The following is a 21892-nucleotide window of genomic DNA, read 5'->3' as shown; positions in this document are numbered from 1 at the left end:
GTGACCGGATTGATGCAGGGTAAACGCGGGCTGATCATGGGGCTCGCCAACGATCGTTCGCTGGCATGGGGCATCGCCAAGAAGCTGCGCGAACATGGCGCGGAACTGGCGTTCAGCTATCAGGGCGAGGCGCTGGAGCGGCGCGTGCGCCCGCTCGCGGCGGAACTGGGCAGCGATTTCCTGATCGACTGCGATGTCAGCGACATGACGGAGCTCGACAAGACCTTCGCGACGCTGGCGGAACGCTGGCCGACGATCGACTTCGTGGTCCACGCGATCGGCTTTTCGGACAAGAACGAGCTGCGCGGCGGCTATGTCGACACCAGCCTCGACAATTTCCTGATGACGATGAACATCAGCGTCTATTCGTTCGTCGCGGTGGCCAAGCGCGCGCAGGCGATGATGCCGAACGGCGGATCGCTGCTGACGCTCAGCTACTACGGCGCGGAAAAGGTGATCCCGCACTATAACGTGATGGGCGTGGCCAAGGCGGCGCTGGAGACCAGCGTCCAGTACCTCGCGGTCGACCTCGGCAAGCAGAATATCCGCGTCAACGCGATCAGCGCCGGCCCGATCAAGACGCTGGCGGCGAGCGGCATCGGCGACTTCCGCCTGATCCTCAAGTGGAACGAACTCAACGCCCCGCTCAAGCGCAACGTGACGATCGAGGATGTCGGCGGCGCCGGCCTCTATTTCCTGTCCGACCTGTCGAGCGGCACCACGGGCGAAACCCACCATGTCGACGCCGGCTACCATGTCATCGGCATGAAGGCCGAAGACGCGCCGGACATCGCGCTGGCCTAGCGGTGAGTCGCTCCGACGACTTCCACAACGGCATCGTGCGACCGCTCGTCCGGTCCGGCTGCATCGTGACGGGGCTTTTCACCGTGGCGGTTGTTGCGACGTTCCTGACCCGCAACGGAAACTGGTTTTTTGGGGTGATGCTGGGCGGTTGCCTTGTGCTTTTCCTGACAGACCGCTGGCTCAGGCCGAACAAAAGCGAGGAGGATGCTGCGAGCAGACGTTGGTTTGGGATCGACCGGTGAGGACCAAATGACCATTGCCATCCGCCCCGCCACCGGCGGTGACGTCGCTGCGATCGATGCGTTGCTCCGGCGCAGTTTTCCTGCGGCGGATGAGGCGTTGCTGGTCCAGCGACTGTGCATCGATGGCGACATGGTGCTGACCTTGGTCGCGGATGACGAGGAGACCGGCGCGCTCGCAGGCATGGTCGCGTTCAGCCGGATGGATGTGCGCGTCAACGACGTCGCCCTTGCCGCCGTCGCGCTCGCACCGGTCGCGGTCGCGGCGGCGTATCGGCAGCAGGGCGTGGCCGAGGCGCTGATCGCCGCTGGGCACCGGCATCTCGGCGATGCCGGCTACCTGCTCAGCTTCGTGCTCGGCGATCCGGCATATTATGGCCGCTTCGGCTATGCCGCCGACCTCGCGCGCGGGTTCGACTCGCCCTATGCCGGCGACAACCTGATGGCGCTCGCGCTGCAGGACGGGAAGGTTCCGTGCGGCGTGCGCGGTGTCGCCGCCCATGCGGGCGCCTTTGCAGCGCTCGCGCGGGACGCATGACACCATAGCGGCTTTGCCCGACCCGCGATCCTTCTTGCTTCCAAATCGTGTGGCTTTGAGCGAGGAGGTGACGCCATGAGCTTCAACACCTTTGGCCGCGTCCTGCGCTTCACCACTTTCGGCGAGAGCCACGGCCCCGCGATCGGTGCGGTGGTCGATGGCTGCCCGCCGCGCCTCGACCTCAGCGAAGCTGATATCCAGCCCTTCCTCGACAAGCGCCGCCCCGGCCAGTCGCGATTCACGACGCAGCGGCAGGAACCGGATCAGGTGCGCATCCTGTCCGGCGTGTTCGAGGGGCGCACCACCGGCACCCCGATCGGCCTGCTGATCGACAATGTCGACCAGCGCTCAAAGGATTATTCGGAGGTCGCGAGCGCCTATCGCCCCGGCCATGCCGACTATGCCTATGACGCCAAATATGGCTTTCGCGACTATCGCGGCGGCGGGCGCTCTTCGGCGCGCGAAACGGCGATGCGCGTCGCGGCGGGCGCGGTTGCGCGCAAGGTGATTCCGGAGGTCACGATCACCGCCTGGGTCGAGGCGATCGGCGGCGACGCGATCGACTATGCGAAGTTCGACGCGGCGGAGATCGGCAACAACCCGTTCTTCTGCCCCGACCCCGATGCGGCGGCGCGCTGGGAAATACTGGTCGACGCTGCGCGCAAGGCGGGGTCGTCGCTCGGCGCGGTGATTGCGTGCGAGGCGACCGGGGTTCCGCCGGGCTGGGGCGCGCCGCTTTATGCCAAGCTCGACAGCGAACTGGCGAGCGCGATGATGAGCATCAATGCGGTCAAGGGCGTCGAGATCGGCGACGGCTTCGCGGCGGCCGCATTGTCCGGGGAGGCGAACGCCGACGCCATGCGGCCGGGCGCAGACGGTCCGGAATTCCTCGCCAATCACGCCGGCGGCATTGCGGGCGGCATCTCGACCGGTCAGCCGGTGCGCGTGCGCGTCGCGTTCAAGCCGACCAGCTCGATCCTCACCCCAGTCGAAACCATCACCCGCGATGGCGAAGCCACCGAGATCCGCACCAAGGGCCGGCACGACCCGTGCGTCGGCATTCGCGGCGTCCCGGTGGTGGAGGCGATGATGGCGTTGGTGCTGGCCGACCAGAAGCTGCTGCACCGCGCGCAGTGCGGCTGATCGGTCCGCCGCTCTGGCAGCGCAGCTGAGGGGCGAGCCGGGCGTCATCGCCGACGGGCCGAGGAACCGGCGTGCGACTTCTGCCGAGCAAGGCGCGTTCAATCCGCGCTGTGTAACCAGGAGTATCCCATGCGCCACAAGACGCTGTTCAGCCTCATCGCCCTGTGCGGATCGTCCGCCGCCATCGCCGCGATCGGCACGCCGCAGATCGAACCGCCGCTGCAGAATGACATGACCAACCAGGTCGCGCCTGACGACACGACCGCGCCCGACACGCTGTCCAATGCGACCGATATCGAACCGAGCGCAGAACCGGGCGACCCGACCCAGAACGGGAGCGATACCGCCCCCGAGCCCAACGCAACTTACTACTGACGCTTCAGATGACCGGAGGCGGCGTGCCGCGTCCGGTTACGCTCAGTCCGCGAACGGGTCGCGGACCAGGATCGTGTCCTCACGCTCCGGGCTGGTCGAAACCAGCGCGACCGGGCACCCGATCAGTTCCTCGATCCGGCGGATATATTTGATCGCCTGTGCCGGCAGCTGCGCCCAGCTGCGCGCACCCGCAGTCGACTCGCTCCAGCCTTCGATCTCCTCATAGACCGCGACCGCGCGCGCCTGATCCTGCGGGCTCGGGGGCAGATAGTCGTAATGCTTGTCGCCGACGGTATAGCCGGTGCAGATCTTCAGCGTCTCCATCCCGTCGAGAATGTCGAGCTTGGTCAGCGCGATGCCGGTCACCCCGCTCAGCGCGACCGACTGGCGCACCAGCACCGCGTCGAACCAGCCACAGCGGCGCTTGCGCCCCGTCACAACGCCGAACTCACGCCCGCGCGTGCCGAGCAGCTCGCCGATCTCGTTATCCTGCTCGCTCGGGAACGGGCCGGAGCCGACGCGCGTCGTATATGCCTTGACGATCCCCAGCACGAAGCCGACCGACCCCGGCCCAAGGCCCGAGCCCGACGCTGCCGATCCGCTCACCGTATTGGACGAGGTGACGAACGGGTAAGTGCCATGGTCGATGTCGAGCAGCGCGCCCTGTGCACCCTCGAACAGGATGCGCTTGCCCGCTTGCTTCGCGCCCTTCAGCGTCAGCCATACCGGCGCGGCATAGGGCAGCACGGACGGCGCGATTTCACGCAATTCCTCGATCAGCCGGTCGCGGTCGATCGGCGGCTGACCGAAGCCGGCGCGCAGCGCGTCGTGATGCGCGCACAGCCGGTCGAGCTGCGGCCCGAGATCGTCGAGATGCGCGAGGTCGCACACGCGGATCGCGCGGCGACCGACCTTGTCCTCATAGGCCGGGCCGATGCCGCGGCGGGTGGTGCCGATCTTGCCCGACCCGCTCGCATCTTCGCGCAGCGCATCGAGGTCGCGGTGGAAGGGCAGGATCAGCGGCGCGGTCTCGGCGACCTGCAGCGTGTCGGGCGTGATATCCACGCCCTGCGCGCGCAGCTTTTCCATTTCCTCGCGGAAGTGCCAGGGGTCGAACACCACGCCATTGCCGATCAGCGACAGCGTACCGCGCACCAGGCCGGACGGAAGCAGCGAGAGCTTGTACACCTTGTCGCCGACGACGAGCGTATGGCCAGCATTATGTCCGCCCTGAAAGCGGACGACGAGGTCGGCGCGGCTGGCGAGCCAGTCGACGATCTTGCCTTTGCCCTCATCGCCCCACTGGGCGCCGATCACCGCGACGTTCGCCAAAATTCCGGTCCTTCGAGAATGGCCATATGGCCGGTCCCGGTCCCCCTAATCCCCCCGGGCGCGCGCGTCCAGCGCTGGCCCGATCAGGCGTCGAGCGCCGCGCGCACCCGCGCCGCCAGCAGATCGACGCCGAATGGCTTGGGAATCAGCGCCGCCGCGACACCGGGGGTCGCGGCAATGATCGCTTCGTCGGGCGTATAGCCGCTGGTGTACAGCACCTTGAGCCCGGGCTGGAGCGCGACGGCGCGGCGTGCCAGCTCGTCCCCGGTCATTTCGGGCATCACGACATCGGTGAACAGCAGCGCAATCGGCGGGCTGCGTTCGATCACGCGCAGCGCTTCGACCCCGTCGGGCGCCTGGAGCACGGTGTAGCCAAGCTCGCGCAGCGCCTCGACCGAATGGTGGCGCACCCGCTCCTCATCCTCGACGACCAGGATCACCTCATCCGCAGAACCTGGCGGCGGTGCGCCGGTGAGCGGGCGCTCCGCAGCGGCAGGGGACTTCACGTCCGGCCGGGCATCGTGACGCGGCAGCAATAGCGTGACGCGCGTCCCCGCACCGGGCGCAGTGTCGATCCCGACATGCCCCCCCGATTGCCGGGCAAAGCCGAACACCTGGCTGAGGCCAAGCCCAGTCCCCTTGCCGACACCCTTGGTGGTGAAGAAGGGATCGAATGCGCGCGCCGCCACATCGGGCGCCATGCCCGATCCGGTATCGCCCACCGTTAGCGCCAGATAGTCGCCCGGAGGCAGACCCAGGTCCGCGCCCGCTTCGGCATCGAGCACGCGCAGCGCCGTGGCGATCGTCAGCCGCCCGCCATCGGGCATCGCGTCGCGGGCGTTGACCGACAGGTTGAGAATGACATTTTCAAGCAAATTGGGATCGGCAAGCGCCGATGGCAGCCCGCTCACCAACCGCGTCTCGACCGTCACCTTTTCGCCGAGCGTGCGCATCAGCAGGTCGATCATCCCGGAAACCAGCGCGTTCACGTCCAGCACGACCGGCGCCAGCGGCTGTTGCCGGGCGAAACCGAGCAGCCGCTGCGTCAGCGCGGCAGCGCGGGTCGCGCCGTCGCGCGCCGCGACGATATAGCGATCGAGATCCGTGACACCCTGCGCGATGCGCCGCTCAAGCATGTCGAGCGATCCGATGATCACCGCCAGCATATTGTTGAAATCATGCGCAATGCCGCCAGTAAGCTGGCCAACCGCCTCCATCTTCTGGGCTTGGCGCAAGCGTTCTTCGGCGACCATCAGCTGGCGCGTGCGCTCCTCCACCGCCGTCTCGAGCTGCTCGCGCGATTGCGCCAGCACCTCGCGTGCATCGACGATGTCCTGGATGTCGGTACAGGTGCCGAACCAGCGGGTAATCGCGCCAGTGGCATCGCGCACCGGCTGCGCCCGCCCGAGCACCCAGCGATACACGCCGCTGTGATGCAGCAACCGATATTCGATATGATAGGGCGCGCCCGTCGCCAGGCTGTGCTGCCACAAGCTGTGGATCCGCGCCTGATCGTCGGCATGGAACAGCCCGGTCCAGCGCTCGCCGTCGGTCGATCCATGGGGGACGCCGGTAAACTCGTACCAGCGGTCGTTGAAATAGTCGTGATAGCCATCGGGCCGGGTCGACCACACCATCGGATCGATCGAATTGGCGATGGCGCGAAACTTGGTTTCGCTTTCGCGCAGGGCGATCACTGCAACCGCACGCTCGACCGCATCCCAGGCCGATTGCGCCACCGCTTCGATCAGTGCGACGTCCTTGTCGCTCCATCGGCGCGGGCTGGCCTGATTGGCGTACAGGGTCGCCACCCAGGCACCGCCACGCATCAGCGGGACGCCGACCGCAGCGGGCGAGTAACGGCCAAGATCGCTCCCGGCGAAGCGCGGGTCGCGGGCCGAATCCTCGGTCACCAGCGTGATCCCGTCGCGATACAGCGCGTTGGCTGGCCCCATGTCGATGCGGACCGAGCCATCCAGCGCGGGCAGCAGGCCGTTGGTCACGCATGCACCGAATTCGACCGCGCCCTCGCCGAGCACACGGTAGAAGCCGACCCGGTCGATGCCGAGCCGCTCGGCGAGCGCACCGGCGCTCAACCGCATGATCGCATCGGGGGTATCGAGCGCGCGCTGGCGACTGGCGAGGTCGAACAGGAAGGTCTGGTCGTGGGTCAGCGCCTCAAGGTCCGCCGCAGTCCGGCGCGCCGCTTCCTCGGCCTCCCGGCGCTCGGTGACGTCGGAGCTGACGCCGGGAAAGCGGACGGGACGGCCGCTTGCATCGTAGCTGCACCGCCCCTGCGCGGTGACCCAGCGGATGCGGCCATCGCCGTCGATCAGGCGATATTCGATGTTGAGCCGATCGCCACTGCGGATCGCGGTGTCGATCGCCGCGCGCGCGCGCGCTGCATCGTCAGGATGGATCTGACGAAAGAACAGCTCGACCGGCCCGCCTTCCTGCGCGACCGCCGGATCGACGCCGTACAGTCGCACGAAGCGGGCGTCGGCGCGGACGCGATCGTGAACCAGGTCCCAGTCCCAGATGCCGACCCCGTTGGCGGCATCGAGCGCCAGCTGCAGCCGCTCCTCGCTCTCACGCAACCGGGTTTCGGCGACGACGCGCTCGGTCACGTCATTCGCCTCGATGAAGATCGCGGTCGTGGCGCCGGTCGTGTCCTTGATCGGCTGAAACACGAAATCGACCATGCGGGTCTCATTTACCCCATCGCGCAGCAATTCGACCGGCTGGCCCGACGCGCGATAGGCGGTCCCGCTGTCAAACACCTGGTCGAGCAGGTCGACGAACCCCTGATCGGCCACCTCCGGCAGTGCTTGTGCGACGGACCGGCCGAGCAGTTCGCGGTGCCCGGTCAGCTCGTAATAAGCGGGATTGGCAAGGGCGAAGACATGATCGCGTCCCTGCAGCAGCGCGACCGCGCCGGGCGACTGCTGGAACAGCTCGCGCAGCCGTTCGACCTCCGCGCGCCCTTCGCGTTCGGCGACGATCGTGCGGGTCGTCTCGTTCCCCTGATTGAGGATGCCGCAGACCCGGCCATGCTCATCGCGGATCGGGGTAAAGCTGTAATTCCAGTAGGTTTCGCGCGGCACACCGTCGCGCAGCATGTCGAGCCGCTGGTCATAGGTGGCAAAGCCCTCGCCGGTCGCAAGGACATGCTCGAACTGCGGGCCGACCACATCCCAGATTTCGGGCCATATGTCGCGCCCCGGCTGACCCAGTGCCGCCGGGTGCCGCTCGGCCGGGATCGGTGCCCAGGCGTCGTTGTAGAACAAGCGCAGCTCCGGGCCCCAGTAGATCGCGGTCGGCATCTGCGAACCAAGGCAGATGCCCAGGACAAAGCGCAGCGTTTGCGGCCAGGTGTCAGGCGGGCCAAGCGGGGTTGCGGCCCAGTCATGCTCCCGAATACGGCGACCCATCTCGCCGCCTTGCTCCAGGAATCGAAGCTCGGAATACATGCGTTGAGCGTTGCGGGTTGCGCTCGCGCCTGTCAATGCAGGGTACGAAGGTATTCGACCGAAACCAGCCGGTTAGACGGCAGGCGAGCCTTGAGCAGGAGAATCAGCGTGAAACTGGCCAGTCTTAAGCACGGACGTGACGGTCGCCTTGTCGTCGTGTCCAGCGATCTCGCCTGGTATGCCGATGCCGGCCATATCGTCGGCACATTGCAGGCGGCACTTGACGATTGGGATCGTTATGAGGGGGCGCTTCGCAACCTTGCCACCGATCTCGACCATGAGGTGATCCCGCGCGAGCGGTTTCACGAGCGCGAGGCGGCTGCCCCGCTGCCGCGCGCCTATCAATGGGCCGACGGGTCGGCCTATGTGAACCATGTCGCGCTCGTCCGTCAGGCGCGCGGCGCCGAGATGCCCGAGAGCTTCTGGCACGATCCGCTGATGTATCAGGGCGGGAGCGACGGGTTTCTCGGCCCGCGCGATTCCATCCCGCTGGCCGATGAAAGCTGGGGATGCGACCTTGAGGCGGAGGTCGTGGTGGTCACCGGCGACGTGCCGCTGGGCGCCAGCCGCGACGAAGCGCTGGCCGCGATCCGGTTGGTCGGACTGACCAACGACGTCAGCTTGCGCAACCTGATCCCCGGCGAACTGGCCAAGGGCTTCGGCTTTTTCCAGTCCAAGCCGGCCAGCGCTTTCTCGCCGGTGTTCGTGACGCCGGACGCGCTCGGCGACTGGTGGCGCGATGGCAAGCTGCATCGCAAGCTGATGGTCGACCTCAACGGCCAGCCCTTTGGTCGCGCCGAAGCGGGCGAGGACATGACCTTCGACTTCGGCACGCTGATCGCGCATGCGGCAAAGACGCGCGCGCTGGGCGCTGGCACGATCATCGGGTCGGGCACGGTGTCGAACCGCGACGCTGATGGTGGCCCCGGCAAGCCGATTGCACAGGGCGGGGTCGGCTATTCGTGCCTGGCCGAGGTGCGCACCGTCGAAACGATCCGCGACGGGAAGCCGAGCACGCCGTTCCTCAAGGCCGGCGACACGGTCCGTATCTGGGCCGAGGACGATCGCCATCATCCGATTTTCGGGGTGATCGAGCAGACGGTCGCTGATCGCTGAGCGCAAGCGGACGGGGGTCAGTCGCCCTCGTCCGCGTCGTCGCCGCGCAAGGTGCGCGAGCAGGCGGCATGGCAGGCACCCGGACAGTCGCTGCCGCGGCGGTCGCCCTTGACCGGGATCGGTTGCATGCCACCGCCGCACATCGGCACCCAGACCACATCCCCGGCAATCGCCGCACGCACCGGCAGGACCGCGAGCGCGAGTGCTGCGGCAAGCGCGCACAGCTGCGGGACCGGCCTAGCCATTCGGCCCGTCCGCACGGTCGTCATCGATCAGGATGCGCAGCGCGGCGCCATCGAGATCCTCGAACTGGCCGCTCGACGATGCCCAGAAAAAGGCGCCGAGGCCGACCAGGCCCAGCAGCAGCGCAATCGGGATCAAAAAGGCGACAATGCTCATCGCGCCGCGCCCTTGAGCCGCAAGGCGTTGGCGATCACCAGGACCGACGATCCCGACATCGCCACCGCGGCGACCAGCGGGGTGACATAGCCGAGGATCGCGAGCGGAACGGCGATGATATTATACCCGATCGCCAGCGCGAAATTCTGACGCACCACGCGCATGGTCCGCCGCGCCGCCACGATCGCGACGGGAACCGGCATCAGCCGCTCGCCAAAGAACACGACGTCCGCCGCCTGGCGTCCGACATCGCTCGCCGCCGAGGGTGCCATGCCGACCGATGCGCTCTTGAGCGCCGGGCCATCATTCACCCCGTCGCCGACCATCAGCACATGATGCCCCGCCTGCTCGAGCGCGCGCACCGCGTCATGCTTGTCCGCCGGAGACATGCGCGCCCGTGCGGCGATACCCAGTGTCGCGGCCAGCGGCCCGACCACGTGCGGCGAGTCGCCGGACACGAACTCGACCTTCGCCGCAAGCCGCCCGAGCCGCGCGACCGCTTCGACTGCATCGGGCCGCAACGCATCAGCAAACAGGATCCGGTAGCAGGGACCGGAATCGATCGCGAAGCATGTCGACACCGCGTCGGCATCGCCAGCCACTGCCGCATCGGGGCAGGCCCAGTCCTGCCGGCCCAGCCGGGCACGAACGCCATCGGCGATCAGCTCGACGCCGCAGCCGACCTGCTCGCGCCATTCCTGGGCAATGACCGGCACCACGCCGTCCTGTTCCAGCTGCTGCGCGATTGCGCGCGCGTGCGGATGCCGGGTCGCGAGCGCGAGGGTCAGCAGGATTCGGCGCTGCCCGGCATCGACCGGCAAACCGTCCACCGGCACCAGTTCGCCCAGCGTCACCGTCCCGGTCTTGTCGAGCAGGACGGTGTCCACCCCGGCCAGCTTCTCCAGCGCCGCGCCGTCCCGCACCAGAATCCCGCGCCGCATCAGCGCGCCCGATGCCACCACCTGCGCCACCGGCACCGCCAGTCCGAGCGCGCAGGGGCAGGTGATGATCAGCACCGCCACCGCGATCAGCAGCGCGTCATGCCATCCGGCGCCGACGATGATCCACCCGGCAAAGCTCAGCGCCGCCAGCAAATGGACCGCCGGGGTATAGAGCCGCGCCGCCCGGTCGGCGATGCGGACATAGAGCGACTTGTGCTGCCCCGCCGCGTCCATCAGCCGTGCAATGTCGGCGATGACCGTGTCGGACGCAGCGGCGGTGACCCGCACGGTAATCGGCGAGGTCAGGTTGAACGTCCCCGCCAGGACGGCCCCGCCGGCATCGACCGGCTCGGGCACGCTTTCGCCCGTCACGATGCTGCGATCGATATCGCTGCTGCCATGTTCGACCACCCCGTCGACGCCGATCCGGTCGCCGGCCGGCACCAGCACGCGCATCCCCGGCGCAACCAGCGCCACCGGCAGATCGCGCAGCGTCCCGTCGTCATCGAGGACCCGGACGGTGGCGGGCAGGCGATGCAGCAGTGACGCCACCGAATCGCGCGCGCGCTCCCGCATCAGGCTGTCGAGCAGCCGGCCGGCCAGCAGGAATGCCAGCAGCATGACCGCCCCGTCGAAATAGGCATGGGCGCCGTCGATCGCGGTTTCGTACAGGCTGACCGCGCAGGTCAGCACGACTCCCACGCTGATCGGCACGTCCATGTTGGTCCGACCGGCACGCAATGCGCGCCACGCGCTGTCGAAGAACGGGCGCCCGGCATAGGCGACGGCGGGCAACGCGATCAGCGCCGACAGCCAGTGGAACAGCGTCCGGGTAGCCCCGTCCGCGCCCGACCAGACCGAAACCGACAGCAGCATCACGTTCATCGCGGCAAAGCCGGCGACCGCGAGCGCGCGGGCAAGGCGCCGGCTTTCGTTCGGCCCGGCCTCCTGCTCGGCGAGTGCATGGGCCTCGAACCCGATGCGGCGCACCGCGGCGATCACCCCCGCCTCGTCCAGCGTCGCGTCATGCGCGACGTGCAGGCGGCGCGTGGTGAAGTTGAGCCGCGCCGCGGCGATTCCCGGCACGGCGGCAAGGCCATGCTCGATCTTGGCGATGCAGCTGGCACAGCTGACGCCCTCCACCACCAGATCGGTGGCGGACAAGGCCGCGCGCCCGCCGATCGGCGCGGTTACGGCATTCACAGGCGGATTTCCTGCAGGAACCGGGCATCGACGCCGTCACGCTCCGCCTGGATGCGCAGCCGCCAGCGCCCGGCGGGAAGCGCATGCGGCGCGACATAGCGCCCTGCGCCGACCGGGTTCAGCGCAAAGGCGCGCCCGGGCATCCGGCCCAGCGGATGCTCGGCATCGATCGCCACCAATGCGCCGTCAATCGCGCCATCCGGACCGGCGAGCGTAACGACCAGCCGGTCGCCCTGCACCGTCGCGCGCGCGACCCAGCCCAGCTTGTCCTGCGCGCGCGCCGCGTCGAGCCAGCCGTTGAACCGCTGGCTGGCGACATAGCTGTTCTGCACCACGACCCCGCCAAAGGTGCGGACGGCATTCGATGCCATGAACAGGTTGACCGCGATGATCACGCCGAAAAAGGCGACCATGATCAGTGCCATGTGGCGTCCGGTGAAGGTGCGGGTCATGGCTGGGCCTCCGGGCGTTCGAAATGGCTTGCGGCCACTGCCGTCTCACCGGCGGGGTCGAGCGCGCGAACGGTGAAGCGCACGTCCTGCCGTTGCGGCCCGGCTGCGGGCGCGGCGATGAAGAAGCGGGTCTTGGCCACCTTGTCCGCCTCGAGCGTCAGGCGCACGCTGCGCGTTGCGCTCGTGCGATCGCCTTCCTCGCGCCACAGGACGCCGACCCCGTCGATCGACAGTTCGACAGTCCGCGGTCGCGCCTCGAGATTGCGGATCTTGATCTGATAACCGTTGCGGATCGACCCGTCGGACAGGCGTACCCAGAGCGGATTGCGTGTCTGGAGCACGCTGACGTCGAGCCGGCTGCGCCCGTCGAGCGTCGCGAGCATGAACAGGCCGATCGCGCACCATGCGGCGAAATAGACGAGTGTGCGGGCGCGCAGCAGCCGGCGCAGCGCCGGGACCGACGCGTCGCCGCGCTGCTCGGCCTGGGCGTCGAGTTCGGTGGTATAGGCGATCAGCTTGGGCGCGCGACCGAGCTTGGTCATGACCGAATCGCACGCATCGATGCACAGGCCGCAGGTGATGCACCCGATCTGCGGTCCCTGGCGGATGTCGATCCCGGTCGGGCACACCGCGACACAGGCATCGCAGTCGATACAGTCGCCGGTCGGCAGTGCCGGTGCATCCTTGGCGCGCTTGACGCCATGGGTACGCGGCTCCCCGCGCCAGAATTTGTAGGTGATGGTCAGCGAACGCTCGTCCATCATCGCCGCCTGGATGCGCGGCCAGGGGCACATGAACTGGCATACCTGTTCGCGCAACAGCCCGCCCAGGACGTAAGTCGTGGCGGTCAGCGTGAAGATGGTCGAATAGGCGATCCACGGCGCGTCGCCAGTGAACAGGTTGCGCGCCAGCGTCGGCGCATCGGCAAAGTAGAAGATCCACGCGCCGCCGGTCAGCGCGCCGATCAGCAGCCAGGCGCCATGTTTGGCAACGCGGCGCCCGGCCTTGGCCACGCTCATCGGCGCAGCGGCGAGCCGGATCTGGGCATTGCGATCGCCGTCGATCATCCGCTCGACATGCTGGAACAGATCGGTCCACACCGTCTGCGGACAGGCATAGCCGCACCATGCCCGGCCCACCGCCGAGGTGACGAGGAACAGGCCGATCGCCGCCATGACGAGCAGGCCGGCGACATAATAGAATTCGTGCGGCCAGATCTCGATCGAGAAGAAATAGAAGCGGCGATTGGCCAGATCGACCAGCACCGCCTGGTCCGGGGCATAGGGGCCCCGGTCCCAGCGCAGCCACGGGGTCACGTAATAGACCAGCAGGGTTGCGGCCATGACCAGCCATTTGAAGCGGCGGAACGGCCCCTCGACCGCTTTCGGCAACACCTTGCGCCGCGCTTCGAACAGGCGCGAGCCGGGACCAAGGCCGAGGGGAGCGTTCATCGCTGCCTCACTTGCCGCCGGCCGCGGCGGTCGCGACGGGGGTTGCGGCGGGCGCCGGCGTCGGCGTCGCTTCACCGCCGCCCAGCGCGTGGACATAGGCGGTAAGCATCTTGATCGTCGCCGGATCCAGCTGATTGGACCAGGCGGGCATCATGCCGGCGCGCGCCTTACCGATCGTTTCGGTCAGCGATGCGACATCGCCGCCATAGAGCCAGATCGGGTCGGTCAGAATGGGCGCGCCGAGCGCGCGGCTCCCCTTGCCATCGGCGCCGTGGCAGGCGACGCAGTTGGTGGCGTAGCTGGCCTGCCCGCGCCGCGCCGCCGCATCGAGCGGCTGCTGCCGCGACAGCACGCGGACATAGGCAACGACATCGGCGATTTCCGCGTCGGTCAGGATACCGTCGCGGCCAAAGGCGGGCATCATCGACTGATGCGTCGCCGCATCGCCCGGCTGGCGGATGCCATGTTCCAGCGTCTTCTGGATCGCCGCGAGGTCACCGCCCCACAGCCAGTCATCGTCGTTGAGGTTGGGGTAACCCTTGCTGCCCGCCGCGCCAGCGCCATGGCAGGCGGCGCAATAGACCTTGAACGCCGACCGCCCGCCCTCGACCGCAGCCGCGAACAATTTGGGATTGTCGGGCAGGCGTTCGATCGGCGTCGCGTTGAGCGCCTCGATCACCGGCGCGCGCCGGGCACGTTCGGCGGCAAGCTCCTGCTCGAGCTGGCCGTGGCTGGTCCAGCCGAGCATGCCGCGCGTCGCCCCGCTGATCATCGGCCAGGCGGGATAGGCGATGCAATAGGCGATCGCGAACAGGACGGTGGCGTAGAAGGTCCACAGCCACCAGCGCGGCATCGGCGTATCGAGTTCCTCGATCCCGTCCCATTCATGTCCGACAAACTGCGTGCCGGTCTTTGCGTCGATGCGCTTGTCGTCAGCCATCGATTGGATCCTCGTCTTCAAAGATGCTGGTCGCGGCGCGCGCGCCGTTACGACGGGCGGAGGGCAGGAAGGTCCAGCCGGTCAGCCCCAGGAACAAAATGGTCATCGCCAGCAGGCCCCAGCTGTCGGCGAAATGGCGCAGGGCGTCGTAGCTCATTTCGCCTGCTCCCGTGCTGCGGCAGCGCGGAAATCGACCTGGGTGCCGAGCATCTGCAGATAGGCGACGATCGCGTCCATCTCGGTCACTTCGCCCGGCTTGCCGTCAAAGTCGCGCGACTGGGCCTTGGGGTAGCGCGTGGCGAGCTCGGCCGGATCGCCGCCCTGCCCCGCCTGGGTTGCCAGATCCTCCTGCGCCTTGGCGATGTCCGCCTCGGTATAGGGGACGCCGGTGATGCGCAGCGCGTTGAGATGGGCCGCCATGTCGCCCGGCTTCAGCGCCCGCTCCGCCAGAAAGGCATAGGGCGGCATGATCGATTCCGGCACCACCGCGCGCGGATCCTTGAGATGCTGGACATGCCATTCGTCGGAATAGCGGTTGCCGACCCGCGCCAGGTCGGGACCGGTGCGCGACGAGCCCCATTGGAACGGGTGGTCGTACATGCTCTCGGCAGCGAGGCTGTAATGGCCATAGCGTTCGGTCTCGTCGCGGAACGGACGCACCATCTGGCTGTGACAATTGTAGCAGCCTTCGCGGATATAGATGTTGCGGCCCGCCAGCTCGAGCGGGGTGTAGGGGCGGACCCCGTCGACCTTGGTCACGGTCGACTGGATCCAGAACAGCGGCGCGATCTCGACGATCCCGCCGATCGCGACCACCACCAGCGCCAGTGCGCCAAGCAGCGTCACGTTGCGCTCGATCTTCTTGTGGCCTTGGACAAGGCTTGCCATCGGTCGGTTTCCTTATTCGGCGGGCACGGCGGCCGCACGGCCGCGCTGTGCGGGGAGCGGATGGTCACGCGCGGGGTCGAACGGCGCGTCGCTGAGCGGCGCTTCGTCGCGCTGCTTCCCGGCGATCGTCATCCAGATGTTCCACACCATGAACAGCGCGCCGAGGAAGTAGAGGCCGCCGCCCGCGAGGCGGATCACGTAATAGGGATGCATCGCAGCGACGACCTCGGCGAAGGAGTAGACGAGGTAGCCATCGTCCCCATATTCGCGCCACATCAGCCCCTGGGTGATGCCGGCGACCCACATCGAGGCCGCGTAGAGCACGATGCCCAGCGTCGCGCACCAGAAGTGCCAGTTGACCATCCGCAGCGAGTAGAGCCGCTGCCGCCCCCACAGACGCGGCGCCATGTAATAGATGGCGGCGAAGGTGATCATCCCGTTCCAGCCCAGCGCACCGCTGTGGACATGGCCGATGGTCCAGTTGGTGTAGTGGCTGAGCGAGTTGACGCTCTTGATCGACATCATCGGGCCTTCGAAGGTGCTCATGCCGTAGAAGGCGAGCGCGAAGACCATCATGCGGATGATCGGGTCGGTGCGGATTTTGTCCCAGGCGCCGTTCAGCGTCATCAGGCCGTTGATCATCCCGCCCCAGCTCGGCATCCACAGCATGATCGAAAAGACCATGCCCAGCGTCTGCGCCCAGTCGGGCAGCGCGGTATAGTGAAGATGGTGCGGACCGGCCCAGATGTAGAGGAAGATCAGCGACCAGAAATGGATGATCGACAGGCGATAGCTGTAGATCGGTCGCTCGGCCTGTTTCGGCACGAAATAGTACATCATGCCGAGGAAGCCCGCGGTCAGGAAGAAGCCGACCGCGTTATGGCCATACCACCATTGCGTCAGGGCGTCCTGCACGCCGGAGAACAGCGAATAGGATTTGGACCCCGCCCAGCTGACCGGGATGGTCAGGTTGTTGACGAGGTGCAGCATCGCCACGGTGATGATGAAGCCGAGATAGAACCAGTTGGCGACGTAGATGTGCGGTTCGGACCGCTTCAGGATCGTGCCGACAAATACCGCGAGATAGGAAACCCAGACGATCGTCAGCCAGATGTCGACATACCATTCCGGCTCGGCATATTCGCGGCCGGCGGTGACGCCGAGGACATAGCCGGTCGCCGCCAGGACGATGAACAGCTGATACCCCCAGAATACGAACCGGGCGAGCCACGGCATGGCCAGGCGCGCGCGACAGGTGCGCTGAACCACGTAGAAGCTGGTGGCGATCAGGGCGTTGCCGCCAAAGGCAAAGATCACCGCCGAGGTATGCAGCGGGCGCAACCGGCCGAACGTCGTGAATTCGGACGACAGGTTGAGCTGCGGATAGCCGAGCTGAGCGGCGATCACGATCCCGACCAGGAAACCGACAACGCCCCAGAAGACCGTCGCGATCACGCCCCAGCGGATGACGTCGTCATAATATTGGCCGTCAGCCAGCCCGGCCGATCCCGGCGCGGTAAGGCCAACGCGGTTGACCGTCAGAAATGCAGTCGCGATCGCGGCCGCGGCGAGGATCGCCATATGCACCGCAAAGGCGCCATCGACGGACACCGCCGCGACGAACACGGCGAGAATCCCGAGCAACAGCCAGGCACCCCCCTGCCAGATGATGTCGTCTTCCATGCACAGCTCCACTTACCGGCCGCCCGCATGGCAGCCGTCGTTCCCCGGGGAGGTCGAATTGCACCCCATCGGGCCCATGCCCCGGAAGGGAGCGGCGCGTATGTGCGTAGATTCCCCTAGCAAATCGGGGCGGGGAGCGGCGCCGCGGCAGGCAGCGGTCGCGCGTCGCTGGTCAGGACCGCAGGATGCGCCCGTCGAGCAGCTCGATGCGGCGCGGGCATTGCGCCGCGATCATCTCGTCATGCGTCGAGATCAGGAAGCTGGTCCCCATGCTCTGGTTGATGGCGCGAAGCAGCGCCATCACCTGCTCGGCCGACTGGCGGTCGAGATTGCCGGTCGGTTCGTCCGCCAGGACCAGCGCCGGATTGTTGATCAGCGCGCGCGCGACAGCGACCCGCTGCCGCTGGCCGCCCGACATTGCGGCGGGCCGGTAGTCGCGACGATGCGCAAGCCCGACCGCGTCGAGCAATTCGGTGGCGCGGCTGCGCATCGCGCGCGTCTCCCGGCCCGCCGCGGCAGCGGCCGGCATCATCACATTTTCGAGGGCGGAGAGATCGGGCAGCAGATGATGGAACTGGAACACGAACCCCAGATGCCGGCTGCGAAAGGCGGTGCGCTCGGCATCGCTCGCATGCATCAGGTCGGCGCCGAGCATCATGTGCGTGCCGCCACTGGCGCGCATCAGCGTACCGAGGATCGTCAGCAACGTGCTCTTGCCCGAGCCCGACGGGCCGAGCAGCGCCGCAACCTCGCCCCGCTTCATCGCCAGGTCGATGCCCTTGAGCACGAGCGTTGCCGCCTCGCCCTCGCCGAAGCTCTTGGTCAGGTCGGTAACCGCAAAGACCGGGGCACTGGTCATTGGCCGATCGCCTCGACCGGATCGATCCGCGCCGCGTTGCGCGCCGGCAGGATCGACGCGACCATCGCGGCAAGCGTGGTCAGCAGGATCGCCAGCAGGAAATCGCCCTGCGCGCGATCGATCGGCAAGCCGCCGCCGCGCACCTCGCCCACCGGCGGCAACGGCAGCAGCGCGGCCCAGGCCAGCAGCGCACCGGCGAGCGCGCCGACCAGTCCGATCAACGTCCCTTCGAGCACGAAGATCGCGATCACCAGGCGCTTGCTTGCGCCCATCGCCCGCATGATGCCGATCTCTGCCTGACGCCGGACAATCGACAACAGCATCGCGCTGGCAATCCCGACGATGATGGTGATCAGTGCGAACGCCTTGATGATCGTTCCGGTCCGCGCCTGGGCGTCGAGTCCTTCGAACAACTGGCTGTTGTCCTCGGTCCACGCCGTCGCCTTGAGCGCCGTCGCGCGCCGCAGCGCCGCCGCGACGCGCGGTGCGTCGGTTGCGGGTGCGACCTTGATCTCGATCCGCGAGATCCCGGTGGGCAGATCGAACAGCGCGCGCGCGGTGGCGAAATTCATATAGACTGCCTGCCGGTCGGCGCTGGCGACGCCCAGGGTGAAGATCCCGGCAATGCGAAAGCTGCGCGCGCGGCCACGGTCGGAGCTCAGCCGCACCACCTGTCCCACGCGCAAGCCGAGATCGCGCGCCAGCCGGCTGCCGATCAGGATACCGTCAGCGGCCAGCGCGGCGCCGCCGTCAACGATCGCGCCCTCGATATCCGCAATTGCCGAAAGCTTGCCGGGCATGACCCCGATCACCCCGACCGGCGCGACCGCCTGTCCCCGTTCGACAAAGGCCGAACCCCGGATCTGCGGCGAAACGGCAGTGACCCCGGCGGTTTGCGCAATGATCGGGAGTGCCGGTTGCCAGATCGCAATCTGTTCGCGCCGGCTCAGATCCTTTTGCACGACCACCTGCGTATTCCCCGGCTGCGGCAGGATCGCCGGGTCGCGATCGGGCCGCTCCAGCACGATGTGCGGGATGCTGCCGACGGTCCGCTGGGTCAACAGCGTGGCCAGCCCGCCGATCAGCGCGCTCATGAAGATGAACACGCTGACCCCGACCGCAACCCCGGCCATCAGCAACAGCGTCTGTCCCGGATGGGCCAGCAGGTGCCGGGTCGCGAGCTTGACGGCATAGGGGCTCATGTCACGGCGTTGCCCGAACCGCCTCACCGGGGCTGGCCGAGTCCGGGTCGGCCAGCACGCGATCACCCAGCCGCAGCCCGCGCGTCACGATCACCGACTCCGCCGGCCAGTCGACAAAGGCGATTGCGCGTTCGGCGACCAGGCCGTCGGCACCCACCACCCGCACCCGTGCGCCATCCGCCGCCGGGATCAGCGCGCTGCGCGGCACGCTGAGCGCGCGGTCCCGCCGCTCGATCAGCAGATTGACCGATACGGTCAGTCCCGCCGGCACATCGTCCAGGGGCTCGACGAGCTGCAGCCGGACATCGCGCGCACCGGTGGCCGGATCGACGCGCGGTTCGACATGCACGACGCGCGCACTGCGCGGACGCGACTGGCCGGGCAGGCTGACCTGCGCTGCCATGCCCGGCCGCACTTCGGCGGCGTAGAGTTCATCGACCTCGACGGTCACTTCGGGCTGCGCCAGATCGGCCAGCCGATAGATGATCGTGTCGAGGCCAACGGTCTGACCGGGATCGACCGGGCGTTCGAGGATGATCCCGGCAAAGGGCGCCCGCAGCGTGCGGCGATCGCGCTGTTCGCGCACTTGCACCACCGTTGCGCGCCGGCGGCTGAGCTCCCGCGCGCCCTCCTCCACCGCCAGCCGGCGCTGTTCGACCTCGCGCCGGGTCGCGAACTGGCCGAGCGCCTCGAACCGTGCCAGATCGCGCCGCGCCTGCGCGAGCGCGGCCTGCTGCGCACCGACGGCGGCTTCGGCCTCCTGGATCGCCGCGCGTTCCGGGCCATCGTCGATCCGCGCGATCATTGCCCCGGCGCCGACCCGGTCACCGACATCGAACGGCAGATCGATCAGCGTGCCGCCGAGCGCGGGCCGGATATCGACCTGCAAGCGCGGCCGGATGCGGCCATTGACCGCAAGGACGCGGCTCGCCGGTGCCGGCTCGATCATGAGCGTTGCAACGCTACGCTCGCGCGGGGTCAGCGCCCAATAGCCGCCCGCGGCCGCGCCCAGCGTCAGCAGGATCGCCGGAATGATCTGGTACCGCGTAACTTTCATCGAACCTCGCCCCCCGGCACGCGGCGGATAGGGTGCGCGCGCAACCGGCGTCAAGGCGCCGAGCCGGCAACTCAGGGTTGCGCAGCGCAGCGCGGGGCTTCCCTTGCCAGCCGCCATCGGGCATCAGCACGGCATGCCCGACGCACCCGACCATTCCCGCCTGGACCGCATTGTCATCCGGCGTCCCGACGACTGGCACGTCCATCTGCGCGACGGCGCGATGCTGGCCGCCGCGACCGCATGGACCGCCAGCCAGTTCGCGCGCGCGATCGTGATGCCCAACCTGTCGCCCCCGGTCACCACCAGCGCGGCGGCACAGGCCTATCGCGACCGCATTCTCGCCACGCTCGCCCCGGGAACGGCGTTCACGCCGCTGATGACGATCTATCTGACCGACGGCTCGGATCCGGACGACATCGCCGCGGGGTTCGCGCAGGGCATCGTCACGGCGTGCAAGCTCTATCCCGCGCACGCGACCACCAATTCCGCGCACGGCGTCACCGACATCCGGGCAATCTATCCGGTGCTCGAGCGGATGGAGCGGATCGGCATGCCGCTGCTCGTCCATGGCGAGGTGACCGACCATGACGTCGACATCTTTGACCGTGAAGCGGTGTTCATCGAACGGGTGCTGCGCCCGACGCTGCGCGATTTCCCCGCGCTCAAGCTGGTGTTCGAACATATCACCACCGCCGACGCGGTCGCCTTTGTCGAGGACGCCCCGGCCCATGTCGGCGCGACGATCACGCCGCACCACCTGCAGATCAACCGCAACGCCATGTTTGCCGGCGGGATCCGCCCGCATCTCTACTGCCTGCCGATCGTCAAGCGCGAGCAGCACCGGCTGGCGCTGCGCCGCGCCGCGACCTCCGGATCGCCGAAATTCTTCCTTGGCACCGATTCGGCGCCGCATGCGGTTGGCGCCAAGGAAGCGTCCTGTGGCTGCGCCGGGATCTTCAACGCGCCGGTCGCGATCGAAAGCTATGCGGCGGTGTTCGACGAGGAACAGGCGCTGGACCGGCTGGAAGGCTTTGCCTCCGAACATGGCCCGCGCTTCTATGGCCTGCCGCTCAACGACACCCGGATCGCGCTGACCCGGACACGCGCCGAAGTGCCGACGCTGTACGATCTGGGCGGTCATGACGTGGTTCCCTATCACGCCGGAACGACGCTCGAGTGGAGCTATGCCGGGGTCGCCACCGACTGATCGGGGGCTGCGGCGCCGGCGCCATCGAGTCATCGATGTGACGCCGACCTGTCATCAAAGCGTATCGCACGCTTTCTAGCTGGCCCCGCATGGGGGTCAGCCAGTTCGCCAGTGAGATCATGCGCGGCACCGGCTGGGGCCGGCTGCGCGCCCGCGTCGCGCGCATGACCCGCCGCGACGATGCCGAGGACCTGCTGCACGACGCCTGGATTGCCGTCGCCGAACACACGCCCGTTGCGCAGAACCCGGCCGCGCTGCTCGCCCGCTGCGCTGCCAATCGCGGGATCGATGCCTATCGGCGCGAGCAGCGGATCGGACGAATGCTGGTCAGCGACCGCGCCGCTCCCGCAGACGGAATCGCGGACGACGGGCCACTGCAGGACGAGCTGGTCATTGCCCGCCATCGGCTTGAGCGCCTGCGCCTGGGGGTCGCGCGGCTCAATCCGCGGACGCGCGAGATTCTCTTGATGCACCGACTCGAGGGGCGTAAATATCGCGAGATCGCGCTGGATCTCGGGATCAGCCAGAGCGCCGTCGAGAAGCATATCGCCCGCGCGATGGCCGAACTGGCCGAATGGATGGAGCATTGGTGA

22 protein-coding genes are annotated in these 21892 nt (G+C 67.8%); 8 read left to right on the top strand and 14 right to left on the bottom strand.

The window, feature by feature from the left end:
- The 5 genes from fabI to J2Y54_RS11165 all read left to right on the top strand — a co-directional run bounded on the left by fabI (position 1) and on the right by J2Y54_RS11165 (position 3099).
- Complete coding sequence (gene fabI / locus J2Y54_RS11185) at positions 1–804, top strand: enoyl-ACP reductase FabI (protein ID WP_310039619.1); 804 nt, start codon at positions 1–3, stop codon at positions 802–804.
- Positions 805–806: 2 nt separating this feature from the next.
- A complete protein-coding gene (locus J2Y54_RS11180; protein ID WP_310039617.1) occupies positions 807–1046 on the top strand; it encodes a hypothetical protein in 240 nt (79 codons plus the stop codon).
- Positions 1047–1053: 7 nt separating this feature from the next.
- On the top strand, positions 1054–1581 hold the full coding sequence (locus J2Y54_RS11175) for an N-acetyltransferase (RefSeq protein WP_310039614.1): 528 nt from the start codon (positions 1054–1056) through the stop codon (positions 1579–1581).
- 75 nt (positions 1582–1656) lie between these two features.
- Positions 1657–2724 carry a chorismate synthase gene (aroC, locus tag J2Y54_RS11170; protein ID WP_310039613.1) on the top strand — a complete coding sequence of 356 codons (1068 nt, stop codon included), beginning with the start codon at positions 1657–1659 and terminating at the stop codon, positions 2722–2724.
- A gap of 129 nt (positions 2725–2853) precedes the next feature.
- Entirely contained in the window at positions 2854–3099 is a 246-nt protein-coding gene (locus J2Y54_RS11165; RefSeq protein ID WP_310039612.1) for a hypothetical protein, read from the top strand.
- Between the two features lie 42 nt (positions 3100–3141).
- Here the strand turns inward: J2Y54_RS11165 and J2Y54_RS11160 are convergent, their stop codons facing one another.
- Complete coding sequence (locus J2Y54_RS11160; protein ID WP_310039610.1) at positions 3142–4431, bottom strand: adenylosuccinate synthase; 1290 nt, start codon at positions 4429–4431, stop codon at positions 3142–3144.
- Between the two features lie 83 nt (positions 4432–4514).
- Positions 4515–7901: a PAS domain-containing protein gene (locus J2Y54_RS11155; protein WP_310039608.1), complete on the bottom strand. Its 3387-nt coding sequence runs from the start codon at positions 7899–7901 to the stop codon at positions 4515–4517.
- Between the two features lie 108 nt (positions 7902–8009).
- On the opposite strand from J2Y54_RS11155, the gene J2Y54_RS11150 reads away from it, so the two are divergent.
- Positions 8010–9017 (top strand): fumarylacetoacetate hydrolase family protein, encoded by a 1008-nt coding sequence (locus J2Y54_RS11150; protein ID WP_310039606.1) that lies wholly within the window; start codon positions 8010–8012, stop codon positions 9015–9017.
- A 17-nt stretch (positions 9018–9034) separates the two neighbouring features.
- On the opposite strand, the gene J2Y54_RS11145 is transcribed toward J2Y54_RS11150, so the two are convergent.
- From J2Y54_RS11145 to J2Y54_RS11090, 12 genes are all read right to left on the bottom strand, one after another.
- The gene (locus J2Y54_RS11145; protein ID WP_310039604.1) at positions 9035–9262 is read right to left on the bottom strand and encodes a hypothetical protein; all 228 of its coding nucleotides are present in this window, start codon (positions 9260–9262) and stop codon (positions 9035–9037) included.
- Positions 9255–9416, bottom strand: a complete 162-nt coding sequence (ccoS, locus tag J2Y54_RS11140) for a cbb3-type cytochrome oxidase assembly protein CcoS (RefSeq protein ID WP_310039603.1) — start codon at positions 9414–9416, stop codon at positions 9255–9257. Before ccoS ends, J2Y54_RS11145 begins: the two co-directional genes overlap by 8 nt.
- Positions 9413–11560 carry a heavy metal translocating P-type ATPase gene (locus tag J2Y54_RS11135; protein WP_310039602.1) on the bottom strand — a complete coding sequence of 716 codons (2148 nt, stop codon included), beginning with the start codon at positions 11558–11560 and terminating at the stop codon, positions 9413–9415. The genes ccoS and J2Y54_RS11135 overlap by 4 nt, the downstream gene beginning before the upstream one ends.
- Positions 11557–12012, bottom strand: a complete 456-nt coding sequence (locus tag J2Y54_RS11130; RefSeq protein WP_310039601.1) for a FixH family protein — start codon at positions 12010–12012, stop codon at positions 11557–11559. The genes J2Y54_RS11135 and J2Y54_RS11130 overlap by 4 nt, the downstream gene beginning before the upstream one ends.
- Positions 12009–13463 carry a cytochrome c oxidase accessory protein CcoG gene (ccoG, locus tag J2Y54_RS11125; protein WP_310039600.1) on the bottom strand — a complete coding sequence of 485 codons (1455 nt, stop codon included), beginning with the start codon at positions 13461–13463 and terminating at the stop codon, positions 12009–12011. Before ccoG ends, J2Y54_RS11130 begins: the two co-directional genes overlap by 4 nt.
- A 7-nt stretch (positions 13464–13470) precedes the next feature.
- Positions 13471–14403 carry a cytochrome-c oxidase, cbb3-type subunit III gene (gene ccoP / locus J2Y54_RS11120; protein ID WP_310039598.1) on the bottom strand — a complete coding sequence of 311 codons (933 nt, stop codon included), beginning with the start codon at positions 14401–14403 and terminating at the stop codon, positions 13471–13473.
- Complete coding sequence (locus tag J2Y54_RS11115) at positions 14396–14560, bottom strand: cbb3-type cytochrome c oxidase subunit 3 (RefSeq protein ID WP_310039597.1); 165 nt, start codon at positions 14558–14560, stop codon at positions 14396–14398. The genes ccoP and J2Y54_RS11115 overlap by 8 nt, the downstream gene beginning before the upstream one ends.
- On the bottom strand, positions 14557–15291 hold the full coding sequence (gene ccoO, locus J2Y54_RS11110; RefSeq protein WP_310039595.1) for a cytochrome-c oxidase, cbb3-type subunit II: 735 nt from the start codon (positions 15289–15291) through the stop codon (positions 14557–14559). Before ccoO ends, J2Y54_RS11115 begins: the two co-directional genes overlap by 4 nt.
- 12 nt (positions 15292–15303) lie before the next feature.
- Complete coding sequence (ccoN, locus tag J2Y54_RS11105; protein WP_310039594.1) at positions 15304–16974, bottom strand: cytochrome-c oxidase, cbb3-type subunit I; 1671 nt, start codon at positions 16972–16974, stop codon at positions 15304–15306.
- A 172-nt stretch (positions 16975–17146) separates the two neighbouring features.
- Positions 17147–17833 (bottom strand): ABC transporter ATP-binding protein, encoded by a 687-nt coding sequence (locus J2Y54_RS11100; protein WP_310039591.1) that lies wholly within the window; start codon positions 17831–17833, stop codon positions 17147–17149.
- A complete protein-coding gene (locus tag J2Y54_RS11095; RefSeq protein ID WP_310039590.1) occupies positions 17830–19035 on the bottom strand; it encodes an ABC transporter permease in 1206 nt (401 codons plus the stop codon). Before J2Y54_RS11095 ends, J2Y54_RS11100 begins: the two co-directional genes overlap by 4 nt.
- Before the next feature lies 1 nt (position 19036).
- A complete protein-coding gene (locus J2Y54_RS11090; protein WP_310039589.1) occupies positions 19037–20092 on the bottom strand; it encodes an efflux RND transporter periplasmic adaptor subunit in 1056 nt (351 codons plus the stop codon).
- A gap of 133 nt (positions 20093–20225) precedes the next feature.
- Between J2Y54_RS11090 and pyrC the strand changes: the two genes are divergently transcribed.
- Positions 20226–21299, top strand: coding sequence for a dihydroorotase (gene pyrC, locus J2Y54_RS11085; protein WP_310039586.1), 1074 nt, complete (start codon positions 20226–20228; stop codon positions 21297–21299).
- An 89-nt stretch (positions 21300–21388) separates the two neighbouring features.
- Positions 21389–21892: an RNA polymerase sigma factor gene (locus tag J2Y54_RS11080; RefSeq protein ID WP_310039585.1), complete on the top strand. Its 504-nt coding sequence runs from the start codon at positions 21389–21391 to the stop codon at positions 21890–21892.

The organism is Sphingomonas sp. BE123, assembly GCF_031456015.1.
Classification (GTDB): Bacteria; Pseudomonadota; Alphaproteobacteria; order Sphingomonadales; family Sphingomonadaceae; genus Sphingomonas.
The sequence above is the reverse complement of the archived record's forward strand: the minus strand, read 5'-3'. Positions and strand labels throughout refer to the sequence as shown.

Coding starts and splice junctions, on each gene's coding strand:
- J2Y54_RS11175 (WP_310039614.1), top strand. CDS start 1,054: ATGACCATTGCCATCCGCCCCGCCACCGGCGGTGACGTCGCTGCGATC.
- aroC (WP_310039613.1), top strand. CDS start 1,657: ATGAGCTTCAACACCTTTGGCCGCGTCCTGCGCTTCACCACTTTCGGC.
- J2Y54_RS11165 (WP_310039612.1), top strand. CDS start 2,854: ATGCGCCACAAGACGCTGTTCAGCCTCATCGCCCTGTGCGGATCGTCC.
- J2Y54_RS11155 (WP_310039608.1), bottom strand. CDS start 7,901: ATGTATTCCGAGCTTCGATTCCTGGAGCAAGGCGGCGAGATGGGTCGC.
- J2Y54_RS11145 (WP_310039604.1), bottom strand. CDS start 9,262: ATGGCTAGGCCGGTCCCGCAGCTGTGCGCGCTTGCCGCAGCACTCGCG.
- ccoS (WP_310039603.1), bottom strand. CDS start 9,416: ATGAGCATTGTCGCCTTTTTGATCCCGATTGCGCTGCTGCTGGGCCTG.
- J2Y54_RS11130 (WP_310039601.1), bottom strand. CDS start 12,012: ATGACCCGCACCTTCACCGGACGCCACATGGCACTGATCATGGTCGCC.
- ccoG (WP_310039600.1), bottom strand. CDS start 13,463: ATGAACGCTCCCCTCGGCCTTGGTCCCGGCTCGCGCCTGTTCGAAGCG.
- ccoP (WP_310039598.1), bottom strand. CDS start 14,403: ATGGCTGACGACAAGCGCATCGACGCAAAGACCGGCACGCAGTTTGTC.
- J2Y54_RS11115 (WP_310039597.1), bottom strand. CDS start 14,560: ATGAGCTACGACGCCCTGCGCCATTTCGCCGACAGCTGGGGCCTGCTG.
- ccoO (WP_310039595.1), bottom strand. CDS start 15,291: ATGGCAAGCCTTGTCCAAGGCCACAAGAAGATCGAGCGCAACGTGACG.
- ccoN (WP_310039594.1), bottom strand. CDS start 16,974: ATGGAAGACGACATCATCTGGCAGGGGGGTGCCTGGCTGTTGCTCGGG.
- J2Y54_RS11100 (WP_310039591.1), bottom strand. CDS start 17,833: ATGACCAGTGCCCCGGTCTTTGCGGTTACCGACCTGACCAAGAGCTTC.
- J2Y54_RS11095 (WP_310039590.1), bottom strand. CDS start 19,035: ATGAGCCCCTATGCCGTCAAGCTCGCGACCCGGCACCTGCTGGCCCAT.
- J2Y54_RS11090 (WP_310039589.1), bottom strand. CDS start 20,092: ATGAAAGTTACGCGGTACCAGATCATTCCGGCGATCCTGCTGACGCTG.
- pyrC (WP_310039586.1), top strand. CDS start 20,226: ATGCCCGACGCACCCGACCATTCCCGCCTGGACCGCATTGTCATCCGG.
- J2Y54_RS11080 (WP_310039585.1), top strand. CDS start 21,389: ATGGGGGTCAGCCAGTTCGCCAGTGAGATCATGCGCGGCACCGGCTGG.